This window comes from Stenotrophomonas sp. YJH_SMC_122 (assembly GCF_059369535.1).
In genome coordinates this window covers 196,816-218,834 of sequence record NZ_JCAFST010000002.1, presented here as the reverse complement: position 1 = coordinate 218,834, position 22,019 = coordinate 196,816, and the positions used below count along the sequence as shown (strand labels likewise).

Genomic DNA, 22,019 nt, shown 5'->3' with positions numbered 1-22,019 from the left:
GTCGAACTACTGCGATGGGGGCGGGACCAGGCCCAGACAAGGCCGGATCCGCCACCTGCGACAATCAGTTGCGGCCCTTGACCAGCGGCAGTTCGGCCTGCTGCCAGGCGGGAATGCCGCCATCGAGCACGTAGACCTTTTCGAAGCCGGCCTTCTTCAGCGCCTTGGCGGCGGTTTCCGAAGCGTTGCCGCTGCGGCACACCAGCACCACCGGCGACTGCTTGGCATTGGCCACCAGCTTGTTTTCCGGGCCGAAGGCACTGGCCTGGGCATTGCGGCTGCCGGCAATGTGGCCCTTTTCGAAGTCACCGCTGGCCGACAGGTCGACCACCACCGTGCCGCCCGCGTTGATCAGCTGGGTCAGTTCGGCGGGCTTGATGCCCTTGAAGCCCCGGAACAGGCGGCGGATCTCGGTGACGATGATGGCCACGGTCAGGCCGACCAGGGCCGCGGACAGCATCGGGTTTCGGCCTGCAAAGGCCAGCAACTCTTCGTAATTCACTCAGGTCACGGGTCGATTAAGCGGGCGCCGATTGTCGCACAAGCCGGACGCGGCCCGTCACTGCCCCTTCCACAGGTCCGGCAGGCCGGCGGTCTGCCACCAGCGCTTGGCCTCCGGGTCCCAGCGCCAGCGCTCGACCACGACCACCGTGCGCTCGGCCTGGGTGTTCTGGTTGATCACCCCGATTTCAACCCGGCGCTCGACCAGTCCCCCGTCCAGTGAGGCACTGCTGCGCTCGCGATAGGACGACACGCGCAGCTGCGCGTAACGGTTGAGCTCGAACTCGGTCGGCGGCTTTTCCTTGCGCAGCTTGGGGTCGAGATAGCCGATGGCATCGTCCATGCTGCCCCAGCGGATGGTCGCGCCGTAGGCGATCTGGGTCTCTTCCAGCAGCTTGCGCTGCTTGCGGCTGAGGTCGTCGGCCGAGGCCACGGCACTGGCCAGCAGCAGGGAACACATCAGGAACTGGATGAGGCGGCGCATCGGTGGTTTCCCCAGGACGTCAGCCTGCCATCCTACCCTTTGGCGAAGGCAACAAAGCGACCGCTGAACTCGGCGGCAGGCCGGCCATCGGCGCCGGGCTGGGTGGCGATGATGCTGATGCGGGCCTTGCGGCGCTGCCGGAAGGTGTTCAGGAAGGCGTCCCAGCCGGTGGCCTCGGCCGCTTCGGCGTGGGCGTGCAGGTCTTCGTAGACCGGGGCCAGGTAGCGCAGGTTGCTGTCGGCCACGTAGACCTCGGCATCGTGGCCGGCCAGGCGCAGGCGCAGGCTGACCAAGGCCCAGCCGGACAGGGTCAGCACCGAGGCCAGGCTGCCGCCGAAGGCGTTGCCCTTGTCGTTGACGTTGGCAGCGAGCGGCGCGGTGATGCGCAGCACGCCATCGGCATAGCCATCCAGGCGGATCTGCATGGCGCGCACTGCCGGCATGCAGTCCAGCACGTCCTGCAGGGCGGCCAACGAGGAAGTCAGGGCATCAACGGACATCGGAGCAGCGACCACGACAACGAAGGGCCCGCATAATGCAGGCAATGGTCGACCATACGATACCCACTGGCGCCACCCGTTCCGGCCCGCGCTGGACCCTGATCTCGCTGCGCCCGCGCGGCCAGAACGTGGCGCTGCGCCGCGCCGTTGCCGGGCTGGGCGGGAATGTCCTGGCCCTGGCGCCCTGGCGCCTGCAGCGCCTGCATGGCACGGCTGTGGTGCGCCAGCTGCAACGCGCGCTGAACTGCGACCGGGTGGTGTTCACCAGCCCGGCCGCTGTCGCCGCAGCGGCATCGCTGCTGCCGTTGGCCGAAGCGCAGTGCAGCCCGTGGCTGACCGTGGGCGACGGCACTGCGCGTGCCCTGCAGGCACTGGGCGTCGACGAGGTGCATGCGCCGCAGCGGATGGACAGCGAGGGGCTGCTGGCGATGCCGGTGCTGGCCGACGTACGCGGCCTGCGCATCGGCCTGGTGACCGCCCCCGGCGGGCGAGGCCTGATCGCTGCGCAGCTGCACGCAGCCGGCGCCACGATCGAACGTGCCGACGTCTACCAGCGTCGCCTGCTGCGACTGCCCCCGCGAACGCTGGCTCGATTGGCGCATTCAGCGCAGCCGTGGGTGCTGGCCGTGAGCAGTGGCGAAGCGCTGCAGCATTTCTGGCAACAGCTTCCGCCGGCCGGGCAGCAGCGCCTGCGGGCGTCTGCCCGCGTGGTGGTTGCCAGTGACCGCCTCGGCGAACAGGCGCAGGCGCTCGGCCTGCAGCGCATCACACGCAGCGCCGGCCCCACCGCTGCGCAGCTGGTGGCCGCTGCACACGCGACGCTCACCGTCCCGGCAGCGACCTGAACAGGGACGTGGATCACGCTTGCCGCTGCCGTCGGCAACGGTGATGCTGTGCACAACGCGGCCTGCCGGACTTCCACCGGCGACGCTGCCGACAAGGAAGCCCGATGAACGATACTCCGCCCGCAACCCCACCCCATCGACCCGTGCGCTGGCTGCTGCCGCTGGCCGCCGTGGTCGTGCTCGGCGCGGGCGGTTATGCCGGCTGGTACGTCTGGCAGCAGCAACAGCGCGAACAGCAAGCGCAGGCACAGACCACGGCCGTACAGCTGAAGGGCCTGGAGGCCACGCTGGATGCGCTGCGCCGTGACCAGCGTGCGACCAGCCAGCGCCTGCAGGACGCGGCGACCACCAACCGCGTGCTGCGCGACGAGATGCTGGGGCTCTCGCAGCGCAGCGCTTTGCTGGAAGAGAACCTGGCCAAGCTGGCCGACAGCGCCAACCAGGGTCGCCAGGCGGTGCAGCGCGACGAGGCCGAGCTGCTGCTGACCCAGGCCGCACAGCGCCTGAACTACGCCGACGACGTGGACGGCGCACGCCGCCTGTATGCACAGGCCGCCACCGCGCTGGCCGAACTGCCCGACACTGAGGGACTGAACCTGCGCCAGGCGCTGGTGCAGGAGCGCGAGGCACTGGATGCGCTCGGCAGCGGCCCGCGCGTGCAGTCGCTGCAGCGCCTGGATGCTGTGGCCCGGGCGCTGCAGGGCCTGCCCTCGCAGATCACCGGCACGACCGGCAGCAGCACCGCCAAGCCCTGGTGGCAGGCCACGCTGGCACCGTTCGTGGACATCACCCCGAGCCGCCAGAACGGCCCACTGACTGCCGCCGAACAGCGCAACGCCGACGATGCGCTGCAGCTGGAACTGACCTTGGCGCGCGCCGCGATCGAGCGCGGCGACCGCGCGGGCCGCAACACCGCATTGGACCGCGTGGAACAGTGGGCACAGCGGCGCTGGCCGGATTCACCGGCCCTGCGCGCACAACGTGCTGAACTGAAGGCCCTGCGTGAACTTCCGCTGCAGGCCAGCGACGCTGTTCTTGGCAGCACCCTGCAACAACTGCGCACCCAGACCGACCGGAGGTAAGCCCGCATGAAACCCCTGCAATCCCTGGTCGTGCTGTTGCTGGCCGTGGCCATCGGCGTAGTCGCCGCGCAATGGCTCGGCGCCGATGACCTTAACCGCTTCGGCGAGGTGACCCTGCGCTACGGCGGCTACGACTATCACAGCAACCTGCCGAAGGTAGCGCTGCTGGCGGTGATCACGGTGCTGGTGCTGTGGCTGCTGTGGAGCCTGATCGCTGCACCGTTCCGTGCCTGGGGCCGCTACCGCCGCAAGCAGGGCCGGGTGCGCCTGATCGACGGCCTGCAGGCCTACGAGCATGGCCAGTGGCAGCGCGCGGAAAAACTGCTGGACGGCGCCGCCAGGGACCCGGAAGTGAGCGCGGTGGCACTGGCCACCGCCGTGCGCAGCGCGCAGGCACGGGCCGACGGCCCCGCCGGAGAGGCGCTGCTGCAGCGCCTGGGCGAAAGTGACGCCACCCTGCAGGCGCTGCTGCGCGCCGAACAGCTGCTGGCGCGCGATCTGCCAGTCGATGCGATCAACGCGCTGGACGTAGCGGCGATCCAGCCGCTGCCGCCACGCGGCCTGTGGCTGCGTACGGAGGCGCTGGCACAGGCCGGCCGCGCCCACGAAGCGTATGGCCAGCTGGGTGCGCTGCGCCAGAGCAAGGTGCTGCCGGCCGACGCGAACAGCGAACTGGAAGCACGACTGGCCGCACAGGCGCTGCTGGAAGCGGCCGACGTCAATGCACTGGCCGCGCAATGGGAAGCCACGCCGAAGGCGCTGCGCCCGACCCCGGACGTGGTGGGCGCCTATGCCAGCCGCGCCGTGGCGCTGGACTGGGACGAGCCGGCGCTGCTGGCGCTGGAACAGGCCCTGGACCAGCGCTGGGATGACGAACTGGTGGCGCTGTATGGCCGCCTGCCGGCCGAGCGCCTGGCCACCCGCCAGGCCAACCTCGCTCGCTGGCGCAACGTGCATGACGGCTCGGCCGCGCTGCGCCTGGCGCAGGGCCGCGTGGCCCTGGCCCAGCAGCAGTGGGAGGCCGCCGATGCGTTCCTGCACGAGGCCATCGCCGCGGGTGCCGGTGCACCAGCGTGGGAAGCGCTGGGTGAACTGTTCGCCCAGCGTGGCGAACACGCGCTGGCCGCACAGTGCCTGGCCAATGCGCTGCGCCTGCAGCGCGGCGAGGACAGCGTGGCGCTGGTGCGCGGCAGCGAAGCGCCGCTGCGTGCCACGGTGGAAGAGCAGCCGATCGCGGTGCAGCCGCTGGTGTATGACGCCAACGAAGAGCGCGACGAATTCGGCAATCCGCGGTTGCCGTGAAGCGTGCCGACCAACGGTCGGCACCCACCGATGCAAAAAAAAACGCCGCCCATTGGGCGGCGTTTTCGTACCAGCGCTGCCGGCCAGCGGCCGGCACTACCGTGATGCTCAGCGTTCGACGATCGCCACCACGCCCATGCCGCCGGCGGTGCAGATCGACACCAGTGCGCGGCCACCGCCGCGTTCGGCCAGCTGCTTGGCTGCCGTGGCGATCACGCGGGCGCCGGTAGCAGCGAACGGATGGCCAGTGGCCAGCGACGAGCCCAGCAGGTTGATCTTGTCCGGGTCGATGCGGCCCAGCGGCGCGTCCAGGCCCAGGCGGTTGCGGCAGTAATCCTCGCTCTCCCACGCACGCAGGGTGCACAACACCTGCGCGGCAAAGGCTTCGTGGATCTCGTAGATGTCGAAGTCCTGCAGGGTCAGGCCGTTGCGCTTGAGCATTTCCGGCACCGCGATGGTCGGTGCCATCAGCAGGCCTTCGCCATGCACGAAGTCCACCGCGGCCACGTGCGCGTCACGCAGGTAAGCCTGGGGTTCATGGCCATGCGCGCGTGCCCACTCTTCGCTGGCCAGCAGTACCGCAGCGGCACCGTCGGTCAGCGGGGTGGAGTTGGCGGCGGTGAGCGTGCCACGCCCGGAAACCTTGTCGAAGGCCGGCTTCAGCGTCGCCAGCTTTTCCAGCGAGGTATCCGGGCGCAGGATGTTGTCGCGCTCGACGCCACGGAACGGTGCGATCAGGTCGTTGAAGAAGCCACGCTCGTAGGCGGCGGCCAGCTTCTTGTGCGACGACACCGCCCACTCGTCCTGCGAGTCGCGCGAGATGTTCCACTCCTTGGCCATGTCCTCGCAGTGGTCGCCCATGCTCTTGCCGGTGCGCGGCTCGGCCACGCCCGGGAACTCGGGCTTGAGCTCGGAGAGCTTGAAGCCAGCGGTGAGCGCGCGGATCTTGTCGCCGGTGCTCTTGGCGCGGTTGGCCGCCAGCAGGCGTGCACGCAGCTTCTTGCCGTAAACGATCGGCACGTCGGAGGTGGTGTCCGAACCACCGCCGATGCCCGATTCGATCTGCCCCAGTGCGATCTTGTTGGCAACGGTGATGATGCTGTCCAGCGAGGTGCCGCAGGCACGCTGCAGGGTGATGCCCGGGGTCAGCGGCGACAGGCCGGACGACAGCGTCGCTTCGCGGCCCAGGTTCCAGTCGCTGGAATGCTTGATCACCGCGCCCATCGCCACTTCACCCAGTTGCTGGCCATGCAGGCCGAACCGTTCGACCAGCGCGCCCAGCGTACGGACCGACATGCCGAGGTTGCCGACATCCGAATACGCGGTGTTCTGGCGGCAGAACGGAATGCGGACGCCACCGAGGATGGCGACGGGACGAGCGTTGGGCATGGAGATACCTGGCATGGATGAGGGTGTCTGCAACATGGCCTGCACGACGGAGCAGGCATAATGGAGCCAAGTGTAGCTGCCGCCCTGTGATGGGCCAACCGTGGAACCATGAGCAAACCCGACCCCGCGATGAATGCCCTTGGCGTGCTGGCCCTGGAACTGGCCGGCGGCGAAATCCCCCGCCAGGCGGTGCTCAGCGCTGAACAGGCCGGTGAACTGGCCGAACGCGTCGGCCGTGACCTGGCCAAGCTGGTGCCGCAGGTCGCCGAGCTGGACCTGGTGTTCGCCGCCGCGCATTTCGACCCGGCCGAAGTGCTGCGTCCGGGCTGGCCGATCCATCGCCGCCTGGAAGAGCTGCAGATGCGTGCCCCGGGCCGCAACCAGGGCCCGCGCCTGCTGGCCTTCGGTACCGATGCCGAGGGTGACGTGCCACTGCCGTTCCAGGCCGATGCCACGCTGGTGGGCGGTGGCCTGCGCGTGGTGCCGTTCCTGCTGACCGGCAGCGATGTAGCCACCACCAACGCGGTCGCCGATGCGCTGGAAGAAACCTTGCTGGCCAACGGCATGGCGCATGCCGACACCGCGCTGATGGCGCAGAACACCTTCGGTGCCCGCATCGAGCACGCGCGCTATTTCACCGTGAACGACCTGGCCGCGATGATGTCGATGCAGTACGACAACCAGGGCCTGGCCGCACTGTGGCCGCTGATCGAGACCGCGATCATGGCGCCGGGCGAGGACGAGTGGCTCAATGCCGCGCCCGAGCCGCTGCTGCGCTATACGCATGGCGAAGCACGCATGGCGCTGTTCGACCCGGCCGGGTGGTGCGCGCACTACAGCCACAGCAAGAACGACTGCGATCGCCTGCAGGGCATCTACGAGCAGTTCCTGATGCGCCAGCGACAGATGGCTGCGGTGCTGGAAGCACACGGCGTGCCGGTACTGTTCGTGCACTGCGAGGCCGGGCAGGACGCGCGCGAACTGCTGGCGCGCTGATCCGGGTGATCTGTGGGTAGTGCCGGCCGCTGGCCGGCACCCTCCGGATCTGTGATTGCCGGCCAGCGGCCGGCACTACCTATCAGGAAAAACGCCGGCTTGCGCCGGCGTTCTTTGTTTCTTACGGGGCCTTCTGGATCACCGCACAGGCCAGGCGCGCGCCGGCGTTGCCGGTTGGCTGGGTCTTGTAGTCGTCCGCGTCGGCGTGGACGATCAGGCCGCGGCCGATGATGTCGAAGTCATCACCCTTGCCGATGTTGACGTTGCTCGACACCGGGCCGTCGATGGTGGCCACGCCCTTGTCGTCGGCCTTGATGTTGGGCATGTCGCCGCCATGGTGCGGATCGGTGGCGACGTTGCCGTGATCCTGCTTGCCGGGATTGAAGTGACCGCCGGCGCTCATGCCGTCCGGCGCGCTGCAGTCGCCCTTCTCGTGGATGTGGAAGCCGTGCTCGCTGCCCGGCTTCAGACCGGTGATCTGGCCGGTCACGTGGACCTTGCCATCAACCACCTTGAAGGTGACGCTGCCCTTGGCTTCGTTGCCCTGGGTCGGTGCCAGCTCGGCGGTGGCCGAAGCATCGGCCGCCGGTGCGGCAGCCGGCTGCGGGGTTGCAGCGGGTTCGGTGGTGGCGCCGTCGGCCGGCGTGGCCGGCGGGGTTTCCGCCTGCGGCGCGGCCGGTTGCGGGTTGCAGGCCGCCAGGCCCAGTGCGGCGATGGCCGCAAACAGCGAAGTGTGGATCAGACGCATTGGAATCTCTCCCTCGATGATGCCTGCGGTGAAGTGATCAGCGGACGACCCGGATCACGCCACAGGCGATGCGGACGCCGGCATTGCCGGCGGGCTGGCTGCGATAGTCGTCGGCGTTGGCATGCACGACCAGTGCGCGTCCGGCGATATCGGTGGCGGCGCCTCCGCCAAGGGTAACCCCCTTGAGGTGGATATCGACGTTGGCGCGGCCCTGGGCATCGGCACGCAGATTGTCCATGTCGCCCAGGTGGTGCTTGCCGGTGCCGACGCGGCCATGCGCAGCGCCACCGGGATTGAAGTGATTGCCGGCACTGCTGGCATCCACCGCACTGCAGTCGCCGCGCTCATGGATGTGGAAGCCGGCCTGCTGCATCGGCTGCAGGCCACCGACCAGGCCGGTGATGTGGATGCCACCGGGCTCCACCATCAGCGCGATGCGGCCACTGACGATGCTGGCCGAGGCCGGCGCGAGATTGGCCTCGCCCTGCTTCGCAGCACTGACCACGGTCGGCGGCGGCGGCGTGGGCTCAGCCTTCTTCGGCGCACTGCCACAGGCAGACAGCAGCACGGCGGCGGACAACGGGAGGATGGCAAAGGACAGACGCATCGAAGACTCCTTGCAGGTGACACTAAGCATTGCATCGTCCATGAACGATCAACGGTTCGGCAAGCGGGCGCGAGGATCGCGTGCAGGGACCGTTCAATGGCCCCCGCGGCGGCGCCCGGCGCCCAGCTTGCGGGTAAGCGTATTGCGGCCCAGGCCCAGGCGCGCAGCGGCTTCGGCGCGGCGGCCATGGGTAATCTGAAGCGCCGCTTCCAGCAGCGCATGGTCGACCCGCTCGCGCACCTGCGCATGCAGCCCTTCCATGCCTTCGGCCAGCTGCCGGCGCGCCCATTCGGCCAGCAGCGCTTCCCACTGGCCTGGATCGGCAGCGCGGGTGCTGCCGCGACGGCCCCGTGTACGGTTCAGCGCGGTATCGACGTCGGCCACGCCGATGGTGTCAGCGGCGGCCAGCGCGGCCATCCGCCAGCACACGTTTTCCAGTTCGCGCACGTTGCCGGGCCAGTCGTGTTCGCGCAGCGCCTGCAGGGCCGCGGCGGTGAGGCGCTTCGGTGGCGTGTCCAGCCTGCGTGCGGCGGCGGCCAGGAAGGTGCTGGCCAGCTGCGCGATGTCCTCGCGGCGCTCGCGCAGCGGCGGCAGCTGCAGGCGCACCACGTCCAGGCGATGCAGCAGGTCGGCACGGAACTTCCCCTGTGCGACCAGCCCTTCCAGGTCCTGATGGGTGGCGGCGACCACGCGCACATCGACGCGGATCAGTTCGCGGCCGCCGACGCGGAAGAACTCGCCCTGCGCCAGCACGCGCAGCAACCGGGTCTGCAACGGCAGCGGCATGTCGCCGATCTCATCAAGGAACAGCGTGCCCCCGTCGGCCTGCTCGAAGCGGCCGATATGGCGGCGCTGCGCACCGGTGAAGGCACCGGCCTCGTGGCCGAACAACTCGCTTTCCAGCAGCTCGGATGGGATTGCAGCGGTGTTGAGCGCGACGAACGGACCCTGCGCGCGCGGCGATTCGCGATGCAACGCATTGGCCACCAGCTCCTTGCCGGTGCCGGTCTCGCCGGTGATCAGCACCGCCAGCGGTGCCTGCGCCAGGCGACCAATGGCGCGGAACAGCGCGCGCATCGGCGGTGTATCACCGACCAGCTGCGGCGGCTGGTCGCTGCCGGTTTCGAGCGCAGGGGTGGGCGCTGCCATGGCCGGTGCAACCGCCGGCAGCACGCGCTGCGCCAACGCCACCGCATCGTCCAGATCGAACGGCTTGGACAGGAATTCATGCGCGCCGCCGCGGAACGCGCCGGCCGTGCTGGCGACATCCGTGTAGGCCGACATCACCACCACCGGCAGCTGCGGCAGCGCGGCCTTGAGCTTGTCCAGCAGCACCAGGCCATCGTCGCCGGGCATGCGCACATCGGTGAACAACAGGGCCGGCGGCGGGCCCTCGCTCAACGCCTGCAGGGCCGGGGCGGCGCTGTCGAAATCGACGACCTGGTAACCCGCCTCGCGCAGCGCGGTGCACAGCACGAAGCGCACGGCACGGTCATCGTCGACCACCCAGATGCGCTGCGCGGTGGTGGGGGACTCAGACATCGCGCGGGGCCTCCTCGGCCGGAGCGGCGCCGTTGCCGATCGGCAACAGCAGGGTGAACACGGTATGGCCCGGACGCGAGCGGTAGGTCAGCGTGCCGCGATGCTCGCGTGCCACCTGCTGGGCCAATGCCAGGCCGAGTCCAGTGCCTTCGGCACGGCCACTGACCAGCGGCAGGAACAGGTGTTCGGCCAGTTCCTCGGGCACGCCACGGCCGTCGTCAGCGATTTCCAGGCGCAAGGCCAACGTGTGCAGGTGTTCGGCGATGCGCACGCCATGCTCCACGCGGGTGCGCAGGGTGATGCTGCCGGCACCGGCCTGGATCGCGTTGCGCACCAGGTTCCACACCGCCTGGGTGAGGCGGTCGACGTCGCCATGGAACTCGGGAATGCTGGGGTCGTAGTCGCGCTGCAGGCGTACCGCCCAGCCGGCCTCGTTCTCGGCCAGGCGCAGCACGCGCTCGAGCGCGGCATGGATGTTCAGTTCGGCGTGGGGTGCGGCCGGGGCCGGCGACAGCAGCTGGTCGAGCAGGCCGTTGAGACGTTCGATCTCCGAGCCGATCAGCTCGATCAGTTCGCGTTCGCTGGCATCGCGCTGTGCGGCCCGGCGGGCCAGCAGCTGGGCCGCGCCCTTCAACCCGGCCAGCGGGTTGCGCAGCTCATGGGCCAGCCCCTTCAGCGCTGCACTGAGCGCGCTGGGCAGGGCCTGGGTCGGGTCGAGCCCGGGGAATTCATCGACCGGATGCGCCTCCAGCAGCCAGCCGCCATCGTCGCGGCGGCTCATCCAGCCCTCGGCGAAGCGCGGCGCCTCGCCGGGCACCGCCAGCGCCAGCCGGTTCAGGCGCAGACTGTCGCGCTCATCGCGTGCCAGGAAGTGGGCCAGGGCTTCGCCCTGCACTTCCAGTGCGGCCAGTGGCTGGCCCAGCAGGCGGCGACCGCTGACGCCCAGCCAGCGCCCGAAGGCCGGGTTGCAGCCGATGATGCGGCCATCGGCCCCGGCCCAGGCCAGCGGCGTGCCCAGGGCATCGAGGGACGGCGGGGGGGCGGGGTCGGACATTGCACCAATGTAGTGCAAAACGCGGGGTTCGGGGCCAAAGCCCATTCCTGGCGGAAAGGGCTCTGACCCCTGCTGCAGGTCGAGCAAGCTCGACCACTACCAGATGCGTGGCCGGTTACAGCTTCATGTTGAGGCCGACGAACACGCTGCGACCCGGGGCCGGCGAGAACATCGGGCGGGCGCTGTCCCAGAAGAAGCTGTCGTACCAGGCGTAGGCGTACTCGCGGCCGGTAACGTTCTTCAGTTGCAGGTCCACGCTGAAACGCGGGGTGAGCTGGTAGGCCGCGCTGAGGTCGAGCACGGCGAAGCCTCCGAACTTGCCGGCCACGTTGCGCTCTTCCAGGTAGTAATCGCCCTGTGCACGCGCCTGCAGGCCCAGCCGCAGCGCATCCGTGGCGCGGTAGTCCACGCCCAGATTGCTGATGTGGCGCGGGGTGGCGGCCACTTCCCGGCCCTGCAGGGAAATGCTGGCATCGCGGTCGTCGCGGGTGATCTTCGCTTCCTGGTAGGCGTGCGACGCCCATACCGTCCAGTCGTCGCCCAGCTGCAGGCTCAGCTGCGCATCCACGCCGCGCCGGCGGGTCTTGCCCAGGGTGACCGTGGTGCCGGTGGCCGGCATGTTGGACACCTCGTTTTCCGCGTCCTGCTGCCACACCGCGAGGCGTGCCTGGCTGCCGGCAAACGGCTGGAATTTCAGGCCCAGCTCCATGCCGGTGTTGGTGGACGGCTGCATCGGTGCCTGTCCCGGGGTGAGGTAGGCCGGTGCGGTAGACCCGGTCAGCACCTGGAAGGTGCGGCCCCAGTTCGCGTAGACGTGAGTGGTCTGGCCCAGGCTGTGGATGATGCTCAGCTTGGGCTGGCCGATGCTGCCGTAACCCTGCAGCCGAGCGGTGATGCCGTTCATCAGGTGCGTGCGGCCACTGAAACGGTCGACGCGGTAGGCCGGCACGATCTTCCAGGCCTCGACCGGCTGGTAGATGGCCTGTACGTAGCCACCCCAGTTGTCGAAGCTGTGGCGATCGTTGTTCTGCACCCGCGCCGGGGGCTGGCCGAAATCAGTGGGTTCGGCGTAGGCGTAGCGCTCGCGGAGGTAGCCGTTGTCCTGCTGCTCGTAGTTCAGGCCGCCCTCGACAGTAAGCGTGGGGCTGGCCTGCCAGGTCAGCGTGCTGAGCAGGCCATGCTGCCGCTCGTCCCACACGCGGCGCTGGCGCGGCAGGTTGCCGGTGGGCAGGTCGCTGAAGGTCACGCGGCGGTCGTCTTCATAGCGGTTGTAGTACAGCCGCGTGCCGAAGGTGAGCGCGTCGGACAGCTTCAGGTCGAGGTGCACGGCGATCTGGCGCATGTCGCGGTCATCGCCATCGTTGCCGTTGCGCAGGTCGCTGCCACGGCGATGCGTGCGCAGCTCGTCGGCGGTCATGAAGCCGGGTTCGTCGGCTTCGTGGTGGTACGCGCGCGCGGTCAGTCCCACGCGCAGGCCGTCGTCCAGCGAGCCGTAGAACCACTTGCCGCCCAGCGAATATTTCTTCGAGGTGTCGTGGTCGCGGTAGCCGTCGCTGGCCTGGGTGCCGACGAAATAGTTCTGCGCGAAGCCATTGGCTTCACGGCCGACTGCCAGCTGCGCATCGCGGGTGTTATAGCTGCCGTAGGCCAGCCGCGCATCGGTGTAGCTGCCGCCCTGGCGCGTGCCGAAGTTCACGTTGCCGCCGATGTTGTGCAGGCCGTAGCGCGGGTCGTTGGTACCACGCACCACTTCGATGTAGCTGATGTCCAGCGGAAACAGCATGTCGATGAAGCGCTGGTTGCCGCTGTTGACGTTGCTGGGGATGCCGTCGATCAGCGTCTTGATGGCGTTGAGGTAGCCCTCGCCGTTGAAGGCGCGGAAGCTGACCTTGCCCGATTCGGCGCCCTGCCGGGTTTCGGTGAGCTGGATGCCGGGCATCTGCCCGAGCAGTTCCCAGCTGTGCGAGACGTTGCGGCTTTCGATCTGGTCTGCACCCAGCACGTCCACCGAGGTCAACACCTGGTGCGCGCTGAGCTGGCCTTCGCCGTGCTGATGTACCTGCACCTTGCCGAGGGTGAGCGCGGCGTCGGCAGACTGTGCGAGTGCTTCAGGGGCGAACGGTGCGGCCGCGAGGGCGGCCACCAGGGTGGGAGTCTTCATGGGAAGGGGCGGTTACGGTGAAATGTAATCATATAACATTTCACACGCCCGCTTTTGCAGCGTCGAGCAAGGCTCGGCGCTGCAAGGGCGGGTGCCGGGGGGATTACACCGGGTAACCGGTGGCTTCCCGGGCCTTCTTCCAGGCGCTTTCGAATTCGCGCGCGGAGATTTCGTCGTCCTCGTCGAAATCCAGGAACGACACCGGCTGGTCGGCCAGCAGGAAGCGGTCGTCGCTGTGGGCATGCTCGTCGGCCCAGACCATCTTGGTGCCGTAGATTTCCACCTGCCGCACGATCTTCTCGCCGCGCGCTTCCATCAGCACGTTGCCCTTGCCCAGGCCCGATTCGGCCCAGTGCTTGTAGTACTTCTTTGCGGCGGATTTCGCGCCGGATCTTGCGTTGTGCTTTGCGTAGGTCATTGCAGGAGCCCTGGCCGCAGGCGCGGCCGGAAAGTACGGAATGGCGCCATTATCAGGCATCCGGGGTCAGAGCCCTTCCCTTTGGAAAGGGATCCGACCCCTGCTGCTTCAGTTCGGCAGGGGCACGCCCTTCGGCCACAGCATCCAGATGTTGCCCTTCTGCTTCATGTCGCCAGCCAGCTTGCCGGCGGCATCGCCGCTGCCCCAGTACAGGTCGGCGCGCACTTCGCCGGCAATGGCGCCGCCGGTGTCCTGCGCGGCCACCGGGCGCACCACCGGGCTGCCGTCCGGGCGCGTGGTGGACAGCCACAGCAGGCTGCCCAGTGGCACCACGGTACGATCAACCGCCACGCTGTAGCCGGCGGTGAGCGGCACGTTCAGCGAACCGCGCGGGCCCTCCAGGCTGTCCGGGTTGCGCACGAAGAACACGTAGCTGGGGTTGCTGCGCAGCAGCTCAGGCACCCGCGCGGGATTGGCCCGGGCCCAGCTGCGGATCGCGTCCATGGTGACGTCTTCCTTCTTCAGCTGGCCCTGGTCGACCAGCCAGCGACCGATGGCGCGGTAGGGGTGTCCGTTCTGCTCTGCGTAGGCCAGCCGAATCTGCGTGCCGTCGCCCAGGCGCACGCGGCCGGACCCCTGGATCTGCAGCAGCTGCAGGTCCATCGGGTCGGTCAGCCAGGCCAGTACCGGCGCCTTGGCGCCCTTGCTGGCGATGGTGCCGGCATCGTCATAGGGCTTGAGCACCTTGCCTTCGACGCGCCCGCGCAGGCGCTTGCCCTTCAGTTCCGGGTAGAGGCTGTCCAGCTGCACCACGATCAGATCATCGGGCGTGCCGTACACCGGTACCGTCGCCTTGTCGGTGCGGGTCAGGCTGCCGGGGTAGATCGGCTCGTAGTAGCCGGTAATCAACCCGTCGGCCTGATGGCCACCGGCACGCAGCGCGTAGGCATCGAGGTCGCGCTGCAGGAACTGGCGGATCGCGGCCGGGTCCTTGTCTGATACCGCGGCGGCGGTGGCGCAGGGTTTGGCCCAGACCGCGTCGTTTCTCAGGCGGGCGCAGCTGCTGCGCCAAGCCACGAAGCCGGCCTGCAGATCGCTGTCGGAGACCGCTGGCAGGGCTTTCCAGTCGACCTTGGCGTAGGTGGCCGCCGGCGGCGAGGTCGGCGTCGGCGCTTCGGAGCCCGTGCGGGGAGCGGTGGTGGCGCAACCGGCGAGCACCGCCGCTGCCAACAGGGTCCAGTGCTTGCGCTTGAAGAAGGTAGCGGAATCGATCATGCCGCCATGGTGGAGTGCCGGCCGCTGGGCGGCAACCCAGCGCGGGGTCAAGCGTTCATGCGCGGGGTCACGGTATCTGCAGCAGCAACGAATGCAGGATGCGCGCGTCCTCGGCATCCAGTGTCTTCGACAGGTCGTCGCGGCCACGGAAGCGGCGATGGAACGCGGCGACGGTGGCCTCGCGGTTGTCGAGCGGGTAACCGAAGCGCGCCAGCGCATTCCACGCGTCGAAACCCTCCGGTGCCGCGCCGTCGGCCGCGCGCGGCCAGACGCCGAAGCCGGCCTCGGCCAACTGCTGCCAGGGGAAGAAGCGGCTCGGATCCTGCTTGCGCGTCGGCGCCAGATCGGCGTGGCCAATCACCTGGCGCGGTGGGATGTTCAGGCGGGTGGTGAGGTCGCGCAGCAGCAGGATCAGTGATTCGATCTGCGCCGCACTGAACGGGCTGCGGCCATCGTTGTCCAGCTCGATGCCGATCGAGGTTGAGTTGAGATCGGTGATGGTGCCCCAGCGCCCGGCGCCTGCATGCCAGGCGCGGCGCTCGTCGGCCACCAGCTGGTAGCGATGGCCATCGCTACCGATCAGGTAATGCGCACTGACCGGTCCACCGCTGTTGGCGGTGCGCAGCGTATGCAGGCTCTGCTGCACCGATTTCTGCTCGGTGTGGTGGATGACGATGATGACCGGCGTGCGCGCGTTCTGGTTGGGTGACGGCACCCACGTGGCGAGCGGGTTGTGGGTCTCTCGTGGCGTGAAAGCGCAGGCGGCCAGCAGCAGGCAGGCCGAGAGCATCACAGTGGTGCGGATCGGTTGCATGGCCTGATTGTGCGCGATTGCGCTTGATGATGCATACCAGGGTGCCGACCAACGGTCGGCACCGACCACGTCAGTACGCCGCTACCTCAGGCCTCGTAGGCAGACTCGCCGTGCGAAGTCACATCCAGGCCGGTGCGTTCGGCCTCTTCGGTCACGCGCAGGCCGACCACGACCTTGACCACCAGCAGGATGACCGCGGTCACCACCGCCGACCACAGTACGGTCAGGCCGACGCTGACCACCTGCACCCACACCTGGTGGGCAATATCCAGATCGGCCTTGGTACCGCCCAGCGACTGTGCACTGAACACGCCGGTGAGGATCGCGCCGACGATGCCGCCGACACCATGCACACCGAACACGTCGGCAGTGTCGTCCACTTTCAGCAGGCGCTTGAGACCGGTCACGCCCCACACGCAGACCACGCCGGCGACGAAGCCGATCACGATCGCGCCAAGCGGCCCGACGGTGCCACAGGCCGGGGTGATGCCGACCAGGCCGGCCACCGCACCCGACGCCGCACCCAGTGCCGACGGCTTGCCCTTGCCGATCGCTTCCACCAGGGTCCAGCCGAGCACGGCGGCGGCGGTGGCCAGCACGGTATTGAGGAAGGCCAGCGAGGCCACCGTATCGGCCGCAGCGGCGGAACCGGCATTGAAGCCGAACCAGCCCACCCACAGCAGCATGGCGCCGATGTAGGTAAACGGTACGTTGTGCGGCTTCAGCGCGGTCTGGCCGTAGCCCAGGCGCTTGCCGACGAACCACGCGCCAACCAGGCCGGCCACGCCCGCGTTGATGTGGACCACGGTGCCACCGGCGAAGTCGATCGCGCCCAGTTCACCCAGGTAGCCGCCGCCCCAGACGATGTGTGCCATCGGGATGTAGCTGAGGGTGAACCACAGCGCCGAGAACAGCAGCACCGCGCGGAACTTGATGCGCTCGGCGAAAGCGCCGACGATCAGCGCGGTGGTGATGCCGGCGAAGGTCGACTGGAAGGCGACGAACAGGTAGTCCGGCAGGCCCTTGATCGGCGTGTTGCCCACCGAGTCGGGCGTGAAGCCCTTGAGGAAGGCGAATTCGGTGAACGAACCGAAGAATGGATTGCCCGCGCTGAACACCGCGCTGTAGCCGTAGGACACCCACAGCAGCAGCACCAGCGAGAACACCACCAGGATCTGGCTGAGCACCGACAGCACATTCTTCGAACGCACCAGTCCGCCGTAGAACAGGGCCAGGCCCGGCACCACCATCAGCAGCACCAGCAACGTGGAGGTGAGCATCCAGGCGACGTCGCCACGATCATAGGCGGCGGCCGCTTCGGCCACGGCCGGCGCAGCGGCGCTGGCGGCCGGATCGTGCAGCGGCTCGACCGCAACGGTTTCGCTCGGCAGCGGCGACACCTGTGCCTGGGCATGGGCGCTGCCCGGCCACGCACCTGCGGCCAGCGCGCTGAGCAGCATCAACAGGCACACCAGGTGGAACCGGGCCTGCCACCCGGTGAGAAGGCGCATCTTCATTGGGGAATCTCCGGAAGGGGGTTACAGCGCGTCGGCACCGATTTCGCCGGTGCGGATGCGGATGACCTGTTCGACGGCGGTGACGAAGATCTTGCCGTCACCGATCTTGCCGGTGCCTGCCGACGACTGGATCGCTTCGATCACCGCGTCGGCACGCTCGTCGGTGACCACCGTTTCGATCTTGATCTTGGGCAGGAAATCGACGACGTACTCGGCGCCGCGATACAGCTCGGTGTGGCCCTTCTGGCGACCGAAACCTTTCACTTCGGTCACGGTGATGCCCGACACGCCTGCATCGGACAGGGCCTCGCGGACCTCGTCGAGCTTGAACGGTCGGATGATGGCGGAGATCAGTTTCATGCGCATGTCCCGATGGTGGATGGGGCCAGCGCGCCAGCGCGCGTTGGCATCAGGCAACCACAGGTCATCAGGGTGATGACCGTGGCTGTTGCACCGGACACGTACAGGGCCGGGACGGCCGTGCCTCTCTCCTTGCACGACCGACGCGGGAGGGAGGGCGGCCCTGGTCGCGTATCCGGTCTCTCTCTTGCCCCTGGGGTGGGGTCAGAGCCCTTTCGCGGCGCGAAACGGATCTGACCCCCTACAACCGCGGCTCCCCAGCCGCGAAAACGGAAGCGATGGCGGCGGGTGGGAGGGGGAACCCACCGCCATCGCGTCCGGTCAGCTGGCGTAGTACAGCTGGTATTCCAGCGGGTGGGTGGCCGCGCGGAACTTGGTCACTTCCTGCATCTTCAGCGCGATGTAGCCGTCGATGAAGTCATCGCTCATCACGCCGCCGGCCTTCAGGAACTCGCGGTCCTTGTCCAGCGCTTCCAGCGCCTGGTCCAGCGAGGAGCAGACCTGCGGGATCAGCTTCTCTTCTTCCGGCGGCAGGTCGTACAGGTCCTTGTCGCTCGGTGCACCCGGGTCGATCTGGTTCTTGATGCCGTCCAGGCCGGCCATCATCAGCGCGGTGAAGGTCAGGTAGCCGGACTGGATCGGATCCGGGAAGCGCATTTCGATGCGGCGCGCCTTCGGGTTGGAGACCCACGGAATACGGCACGACGCCGAACGATTGCGGGCCGAATAGGCCAGCATCACCGGCGCCTCGAAGCCCGGCACCAGGCGCTTGTAGCTGTTGGTGCCCGAGTTGGCGAAGGCATTGATGGCCTTGGCATGCTTGAAGATGCCGCCGATGTACCACAGCGCCAGCTGGCTCAGGCCACCGTAGCCGTCACCGGAGAACAGGTTGGTGCCGCCCTTGGACAGCGACTGGTGCACATGCATGCCGCTGCCGTTGTCGCCGACGATCGGCTTGGGCATGAAGGTGACGGTCTTGCCGTTGCGGTGCGCGACGTTCTTGATGACGTACTTCATGCGCAGCAGCTCGTCGGCCTTCTGCACCAGGGTGCTGAACTTGGTGCCGATCTCGCACTGGCCGGCGGTGGCCACTTCGTGGTGCTGCACTTCCACTTCGATGCCGACCTGTTCCAGGGTCTTGCACATCTCGGCGCGCAGGTCGTGCAGGGTGTCGGTCGGCGGAACCGGGAAGTAGCCGCCCTTCACGCCGGGACGGTAGCCGCTGTTGGCGCCGTCATACTTGGCGCCGCTGTTCCATGCCGCTTCTTCCGAGTCGACCTTGAAGAAGGTGTTGCCCATTTCGTTGGCGAAACGGACCGAGTCGAAGATGAAGAATTCCGGCTCCGGGCCGAAGAACGCGGTTTCGGCGATGCCGGAGGACTTCAGGTAGGCCTCGGCACGCTTGGCGATGCCGCGCGGGCAGCGGCCATAGGCCTGCATGGTGGCCGGATCGAGGATGTCACAGCTGATCACCAGGGTCGGATCGGCGTAGAACGGATCAACGTAGGCGCTGGACGGGTCCGGCAGCAGCACCATGTCCGATTCGTTGATGCCCTTCCAGCCGGCGATCGAGCTGCCGTCGAACATCTTGCCTTCTTCGAACAGCGACGGTTCGACGATGCTGACCGGGAAGGTGACGTGCTGCTCGACGCCACGCATGTCCACGAAACGCAGATCGACGAACTCGATCTGGTTGTCCTTGATCAGCTTCTCAACGTTTTCCACGGACATCGGTACGACCTCGGATGGGGATGAATGCCTGCTGAGGTACAGCAATGACCGTGCCAACTTTTCGAAGGCCGCAAGTCATTGATTTTTGGCCGAGCGCCCCGTACCGGTGCATTGCCCCGCGCACCAAACGGGTGCACTTGCCAACAGACGCACCCGTTTGGTGCAGCAGGGATCGTCTATCCTCTCGACCTTCTTCCTTCCTGCCGCGCGTGCCCGCACCGTCCATGTCCGACCTGCTCTCCGCCCTGCTGCTGGGCATCCTCGAAGGCTTGACCGAATTCCTGCCGATCTCCAGCACCGGCCACCTGCTCATCGCCCAACACTGGCTGGGTGCCCGCTCGGACTTCTTCAACATCGTCATCCAGGCCGGCGCGATCGTGGCCGTGGTGCTGGTGTTCCGCCAGCGCCTGCTGCAGCTGGCCACCGGCTTCAACCAGCGCGAGAACCGTGAGTACGTGTTCAAGCTGGGCGCTGCGTTCCTGGTTACCGCCGTGGTTGGCCTGGTGGTGCGCAAGGCCGGCTGGTCGCTGCCGGAGACGGTCAGCCCGGTGGCCTGGGCACTGATCATCGGTGGCGTCTGGATGCTGCTGGTGGAGGCCTACACCGCGCGGCTGCCCGATCGCGACCAGGTGACCTGGACAGTGGCGATCGGCGTGGGCCTGGCACAGGTCGTGGCCGGCGTGTTCCCCGGAACCTCGCGCTCGGCCTCGGCGATCTTCCTGGCCATGCTGCTGGGCCTGAGCCGTCGCGCCGCTGCCGCCGAGTTCGTGTTCCTGGTCGGCATTCCCACCATGTTCGCCGCCAGCGCCTACACCTTCCTGGAACTGGCCAGGGACGGGCAGCTGGGCAGCGAGAACTGGACCGAGGTGGGCGTGGCCTTCCTTGCCGCGGCCATCACCGGCTTCGTCGTAGTGAAGTGGCTGATGGGCTACATCAAGTCGCACAGGTTCACGGCCTTCGCCCTCTACCGCATCGCGCTGGGCGCGGCGCTGCTGCTGTGGCTGCCCTCCGGCAGCTGAACAGCACTGGGGCACGGTAACCCCATGGCCGGCCCCACCCCGTTTCCCCCACGGTTCCCCAAGGAGAATCACCATGAACCGCAAGCTCACCCTGCTCCTCCCGCTGGCCCTGATGGCCGCCTGCAGCCAGACCCCGGCCCCGGCCGGCACCGGCGGCGACGACGTGGCCCCGGCCGCAGCCAAGGCAGCAGATCAGCAGACGCTGGCGCACCTGGATGCGCAGCGCCTGCAGAGCCAGCACTGGCTGCTGCAGCAGGCCACCGGCGCCGACGGCAAGCGCATCGATGCGCTGTTCGCCCGCGAAGGCAAGCCGGTCACCCTGGACTTCGCTGACGGCCGCCTGTCGGTCAGCAACACCTGCAACCGCATGGGCGGCGGCTACACCCTGGCCTACGGCAAGCTGACGGTCAGTGCGATGGCCTCGACCATGATGGCCTGCACCGACAAGGCGCTGATGGCGCTGGACGAAGCCGTGTCGAGCCGCCTGCAGGGCGAACTGAAGGCCGAGCAGGATGCCGATGGCAAGCTGACCCTGACCAACGCCAAGGGCGACGTGCTGGTGTTCAACCCGGAACCGACCGCTGAAACCCGCTACGGCGGCGCCGGCGAAACCGTGTTCCTGGAAGTGGCCGCGAAGACCGAGAAGTGCTCGCACCCGCTGATTCCGGACTACCAGTGCCTGCAGGTGCGCGAAGTAAAGTTCGACGACAAGGGCCTGAAGCAGGGTGAGCCGGGCAAGTTCGAGAACTTCTACGGCAACATCGAGGGCTACACCCATGAAGACGGCGTGCGCAACGTGGTGCGCGTGAAGCGCTACGAAGTGAAGAATCCGCCGGCCGATGCGCCGTCGCAGGCGTATGTGCTGGACATGGTGGTCGAGTCGGCCATCGAGAAGTGATGCAGAGCCGACTGTCAGTCGGCTGATGGGTGGAGGGCGGCCGCAAGGCCGCCCTTCTTCGTTGTGGGTAGAGCCGGCCGCTGGCCGGCTGCCATGCGCGGATCCGGCAGCACACAGGCGTTGCCGGCCAGTGGCCGGCACGACCCGTTATGCCGCCTCAGCCCAGCGCCGGATTCAACGTGTAGGTGCCGTGCAGTGCCGCCTCGGCCAGCACGTGGCCGTGCATGGCGCGGTAGGCGTCGGCGGCGGTGAAGCGTGCCGGCAGCTGCAGCGACGCCACGTCCAGCGCGAACACGCGGAAGAAGTAGCGGTGCACGCGCTCGTCGTTGAACGGCGGGTAGGGGCCGTCGTAGCCCAGGTAGTCACCGGCCATGTCCGGGTTGCCGGCGAACCAGCCGGTGAAGTCGTTCAGGCCCTGGCGGCTGCCGGCCGGCCCGGCCGGCGTGGTCTTGCCCTTCACCACGAAGCCGTCGCTGCAGCTGCCTGCGGCGATCTCCTGCACCGAGGCCGGGATATCGGCCATCACCCAGTGCACGAAATCGCAGCGTGGCTGGTCGCGTGGCACGCTCATGTCGGTGCGGCCGACCGTCTCCGGCACGGTCGGCACGTCCGGATCGACGCATACCAGCAGGAACGAACGGGTGCCCTCCGGCACATCGCTCCAGGCCAAGTGCGGATTGCGGTCCGGTGCGAAGCCCGCGGCATCGCCGGCGGCGAATTCGCGGTCGATCGGTGCACCGTTGGTCAGGCTGTGGCTGCTCAGTTGCATCGGCGTG

At 68.1% G+C, this 22,019-nt stretch carries 22 protein-coding genes; 6 read left to right on the top strand and 16 right to left on the bottom strand.

Annotated features, from left to right (window positions below; genetic code table 11):
• Positions 1-64: 64 nt before the first annotated feature.
• From AC5P66_RS04500 to AC5P66_RS04490, 3 genes are read right to left on the bottom strand one after another with little or no spacing between them, the layout of a single operon-like run.
• A complete protein-coding gene (locus AC5P66_RS04500) occupies positions 65-502 on the bottom strand; it encodes a rhodanese-like domain-containing protein (RefSeq protein ID WP_049416566.1) in 438 nt (145 codons plus the stop codon).
• Between the two features lie 57 nt (positions 503-559).
• Positions 560-985: a hypothetical protein gene (locus AC5P66_RS04495; protein ID WP_448140681.1), complete on the bottom strand. Its 426-nt coding sequence runs from the start codon at positions 983-985 to the stop codon at positions 560-562.
• Positions 986-1,017: 32 nt separating this feature from the next.
• Positions 1,018-1,485 carry a YiiD C-terminal domain-containing protein gene (locus AC5P66_RS04490; RefSeq protein ID WP_049439234.1) on the bottom strand — a complete coding sequence of 156 codons (468 nt, stop codon included), beginning with the start codon at positions 1,483-1,485 and terminating at the stop codon, positions 1,018-1,020.
• A gap of 35 nt (positions 1,486-1,520) precedes the next feature.
• Here AC5P66_RS04490 and AC5P66_RS04485 point away from each other — a divergent pair, with 35 nt between their 5' ends.
• The 3 genes from AC5P66_RS04485 to AC5P66_RS04475 all read left to right on the top strand — a co-directional run bounded on the left by AC5P66_RS04485 (position 1,521) and on the right by AC5P66_RS04475 (position 4,714).
• Positions 1,521-2,330: a uroporphyrinogen-III synthase gene (locus tag AC5P66_RS04485; protein ID WP_235649690.1), complete on the top strand. Its 810-nt coding sequence runs from the start codon at positions 1,521-1,523 to the stop codon at positions 2,328-2,330.
• A gap of 104 nt (positions 2,331-2,434) precedes the next feature.
• A complete protein-coding gene (locus AC5P66_RS04480; protein WP_049439233.1) occupies positions 2,435-3,412 on the top strand; it encodes a uroporphyrinogen-III C-methyltransferase in 978 nt (325 codons plus the stop codon).
• A 6-nt stretch (positions 3,413-3,418) separates the two neighbouring features.
• The gene (locus AC5P66_RS04475) at positions 3,419-4,714 is read left to right on the top strand and encodes a heme biosynthesis HemY N-terminal domain-containing protein (RefSeq protein WP_049416559.1); all 1,296 of its coding nucleotides are present in this window, start codon (positions 3,419-3,421) and stop codon (positions 4,712-4,714) included.
• Positions 4,715-4,822: 108 nt separating this feature from the next.
• Here the strand turns inward: AC5P66_RS04475 and AC5P66_RS04470 are convergent, their stop codons facing one another.
• The gene (locus tag AC5P66_RS04470; protein WP_180879463.1) at positions 4,823-6,118 is read right to left on the bottom strand and encodes an acetyl-CoA C-acetyltransferase; all 1,296 of its coding nucleotides are present in this window, start codon (positions 6,116-6,118) and stop codon (positions 4,823-4,825) included.
• A 93-nt stretch (positions 6,119-6,211) separates the two neighbouring features.
• Between AC5P66_RS04470 and AC5P66_RS04465 the strand changes: the two genes are divergently transcribed.
• Positions 6,212-7,099 (top strand): hypothetical protein, encoded by an 888-nt coding sequence (locus AC5P66_RS04465; protein ID WP_049439230.1) that lies wholly within the window; start codon positions 6,212-6,214, stop codon positions 7,097-7,099.
• Between the two features lie 121 nt (positions 7,100-7,220).
• Here the strand turns inward: AC5P66_RS04465 and AC5P66_RS04460 are convergent, their stop codons facing one another.
• The 11 genes from AC5P66_RS04460 to glnA all read right to left on the bottom strand — a co-directional run bounded on the left by AC5P66_RS04460 (position 7,221) and on the right by glnA (position 19,326).
• On the bottom strand, positions 7,221-7,847 hold the full coding sequence (locus AC5P66_RS04460) for a superoxide dismutase family protein (RefSeq protein ID WP_049439226.1): 627 nt from the start codon (positions 7,845-7,847) through the stop codon (positions 7,221-7,223).
• Positions 7,848-7,884: 37 nt separating this feature from the next.
• Positions 7,885-8,454 carry a superoxide dismutase family protein gene (locus AC5P66_RS04455; RefSeq protein ID WP_495216098.1) on the bottom strand — a complete coding sequence of 190 codons (570 nt, stop codon included), beginning with the start codon at positions 8,452-8,454 and terminating at the stop codon, positions 7,885-7,887.
• Positions 8,455-8,547: 93 nt separating this feature from the next.
• Positions 8,548-9,996, bottom strand: coding sequence for a nitrogen regulation protein NR(I) (gene ntrC / locus AC5P66_RS04450; protein WP_495216097.1), 1,449 nt, complete (start codon positions 9,994-9,996; stop codon positions 8,548-8,550).
• Positions 9,989-11,050 (bottom strand): two-component system sensor histidine kinase NtrB, encoded by a 1,062-nt coding sequence (locus AC5P66_RS04445; protein ID WP_414485483.1) that lies wholly within the window; start codon positions 11,048-11,050, stop codon positions 9,989-9,991. The genes ntrC and AC5P66_RS04445 overlap by 8 nt, the downstream gene beginning before the upstream one ends.
• Before the next feature lie 115 nt (positions 11,051-11,165).
• Positions 11,166-13,211: a TonB-dependent receptor gene (locus tag AC5P66_RS04440; protein ID WP_495216096.1), complete on the bottom strand. Its 2,046-nt coding sequence runs from the start codon at positions 13,209-13,211 to the stop codon at positions 11,166-11,168.
• A 103-nt stretch (positions 13,212-13,314) separates the two neighbouring features.
• Complete coding sequence (locus AC5P66_RS04435; protein WP_008268793.1) at positions 13,315-13,629, bottom strand: hypothetical protein; 315 nt, start codon at positions 13,627-13,629, stop codon at positions 13,315-13,317.
• A 108-nt stretch (positions 13,630-13,737) separates the two neighbouring features.
• Entirely contained in the window at positions 13,738-14,904 is a 1,167-nt protein-coding gene (gene mltA, locus AC5P66_RS04430; RefSeq protein ID WP_495216095.1) for a murein transglycosylase A, read from the bottom strand.
• A gap of 67 nt (positions 14,905-14,971) precedes the next feature.
• The gene (locus AC5P66_RS04425; protein ID WP_099496077.1) at positions 14,972-15,718 is read right to left on the bottom strand and encodes an N-acetylmuramoyl-L-alanine amidase; all 747 of its coding nucleotides are present in this window, start codon (positions 15,716-15,718) and stop codon (positions 14,972-14,974) included.
• Positions 15,719-15,804: 86 nt separating this feature from the next.
• Entirely contained in the window at positions 15,805-17,235 is a 1,431-nt protein-coding gene (gene amt, locus AC5P66_RS04420; RefSeq protein ID WP_099496076.1) for an ammonium transporter, read from the bottom strand.
• Positions 17,236-17,256: 21 nt separating this feature from the next.
• Positions 17,257-17,595, bottom strand: a complete 339-nt coding sequence (locus AC5P66_RS04415; RefSeq protein ID WP_004134334.1) for a P-II family nitrogen regulator — start codon at positions 17,593-17,595, stop codon at positions 17,257-17,259.
• Between the two features lie 321 nt (positions 17,596-17,916).
• Complete coding sequence (gene glnA / locus AC5P66_RS04410; RefSeq protein ID WP_019661939.1) at positions 17,917-19,326, bottom strand: type I glutamate--ammonia ligase; 1,410 nt, start codon at positions 19,324-19,326, stop codon at positions 17,917-17,919.
• Positions 19,327-19,550: 224 nt separating this feature from the next.
• On the opposite strand from glnA, the gene AC5P66_RS04405 reads away from it, so the two are divergent.
• Positions 19,551-20,345 (top strand): undecaprenyl-diphosphate phosphatase, encoded by a 795-nt coding sequence (locus AC5P66_RS04405; protein ID WP_049414464.1) that lies wholly within the window; start codon positions 19,551-19,553, stop codon positions 20,343-20,345.
• Between the two features lie 73 nt (positions 20,346-20,418).
• Positions 20,419-21,243, top strand: a complete 825-nt coding sequence (locus AC5P66_RS04400; RefSeq protein WP_099496075.1) for an META and DUF4377 domain-containing protein — start codon at positions 20,419-20,421, stop codon at positions 21,241-21,243.
• 157 nt (positions 21,244-21,400) lie between these two features.
• Here the strand turns inward: AC5P66_RS04400 and AC5P66_RS04395 are convergent, their stop codons facing one another.
• The gene (locus AC5P66_RS04395) at positions 21,401-22,012 is read right to left on the bottom strand and encodes a YbhB/YbcL family Raf kinase inhibitor-like protein (protein WP_049414462.1); all 612 of its coding nucleotides are present in this window, start codon (positions 22,010-22,012) and stop codon (positions 21,401-21,403) included.
• Positions 22,013-22,019 lie beyond the last annotated feature (7 nt).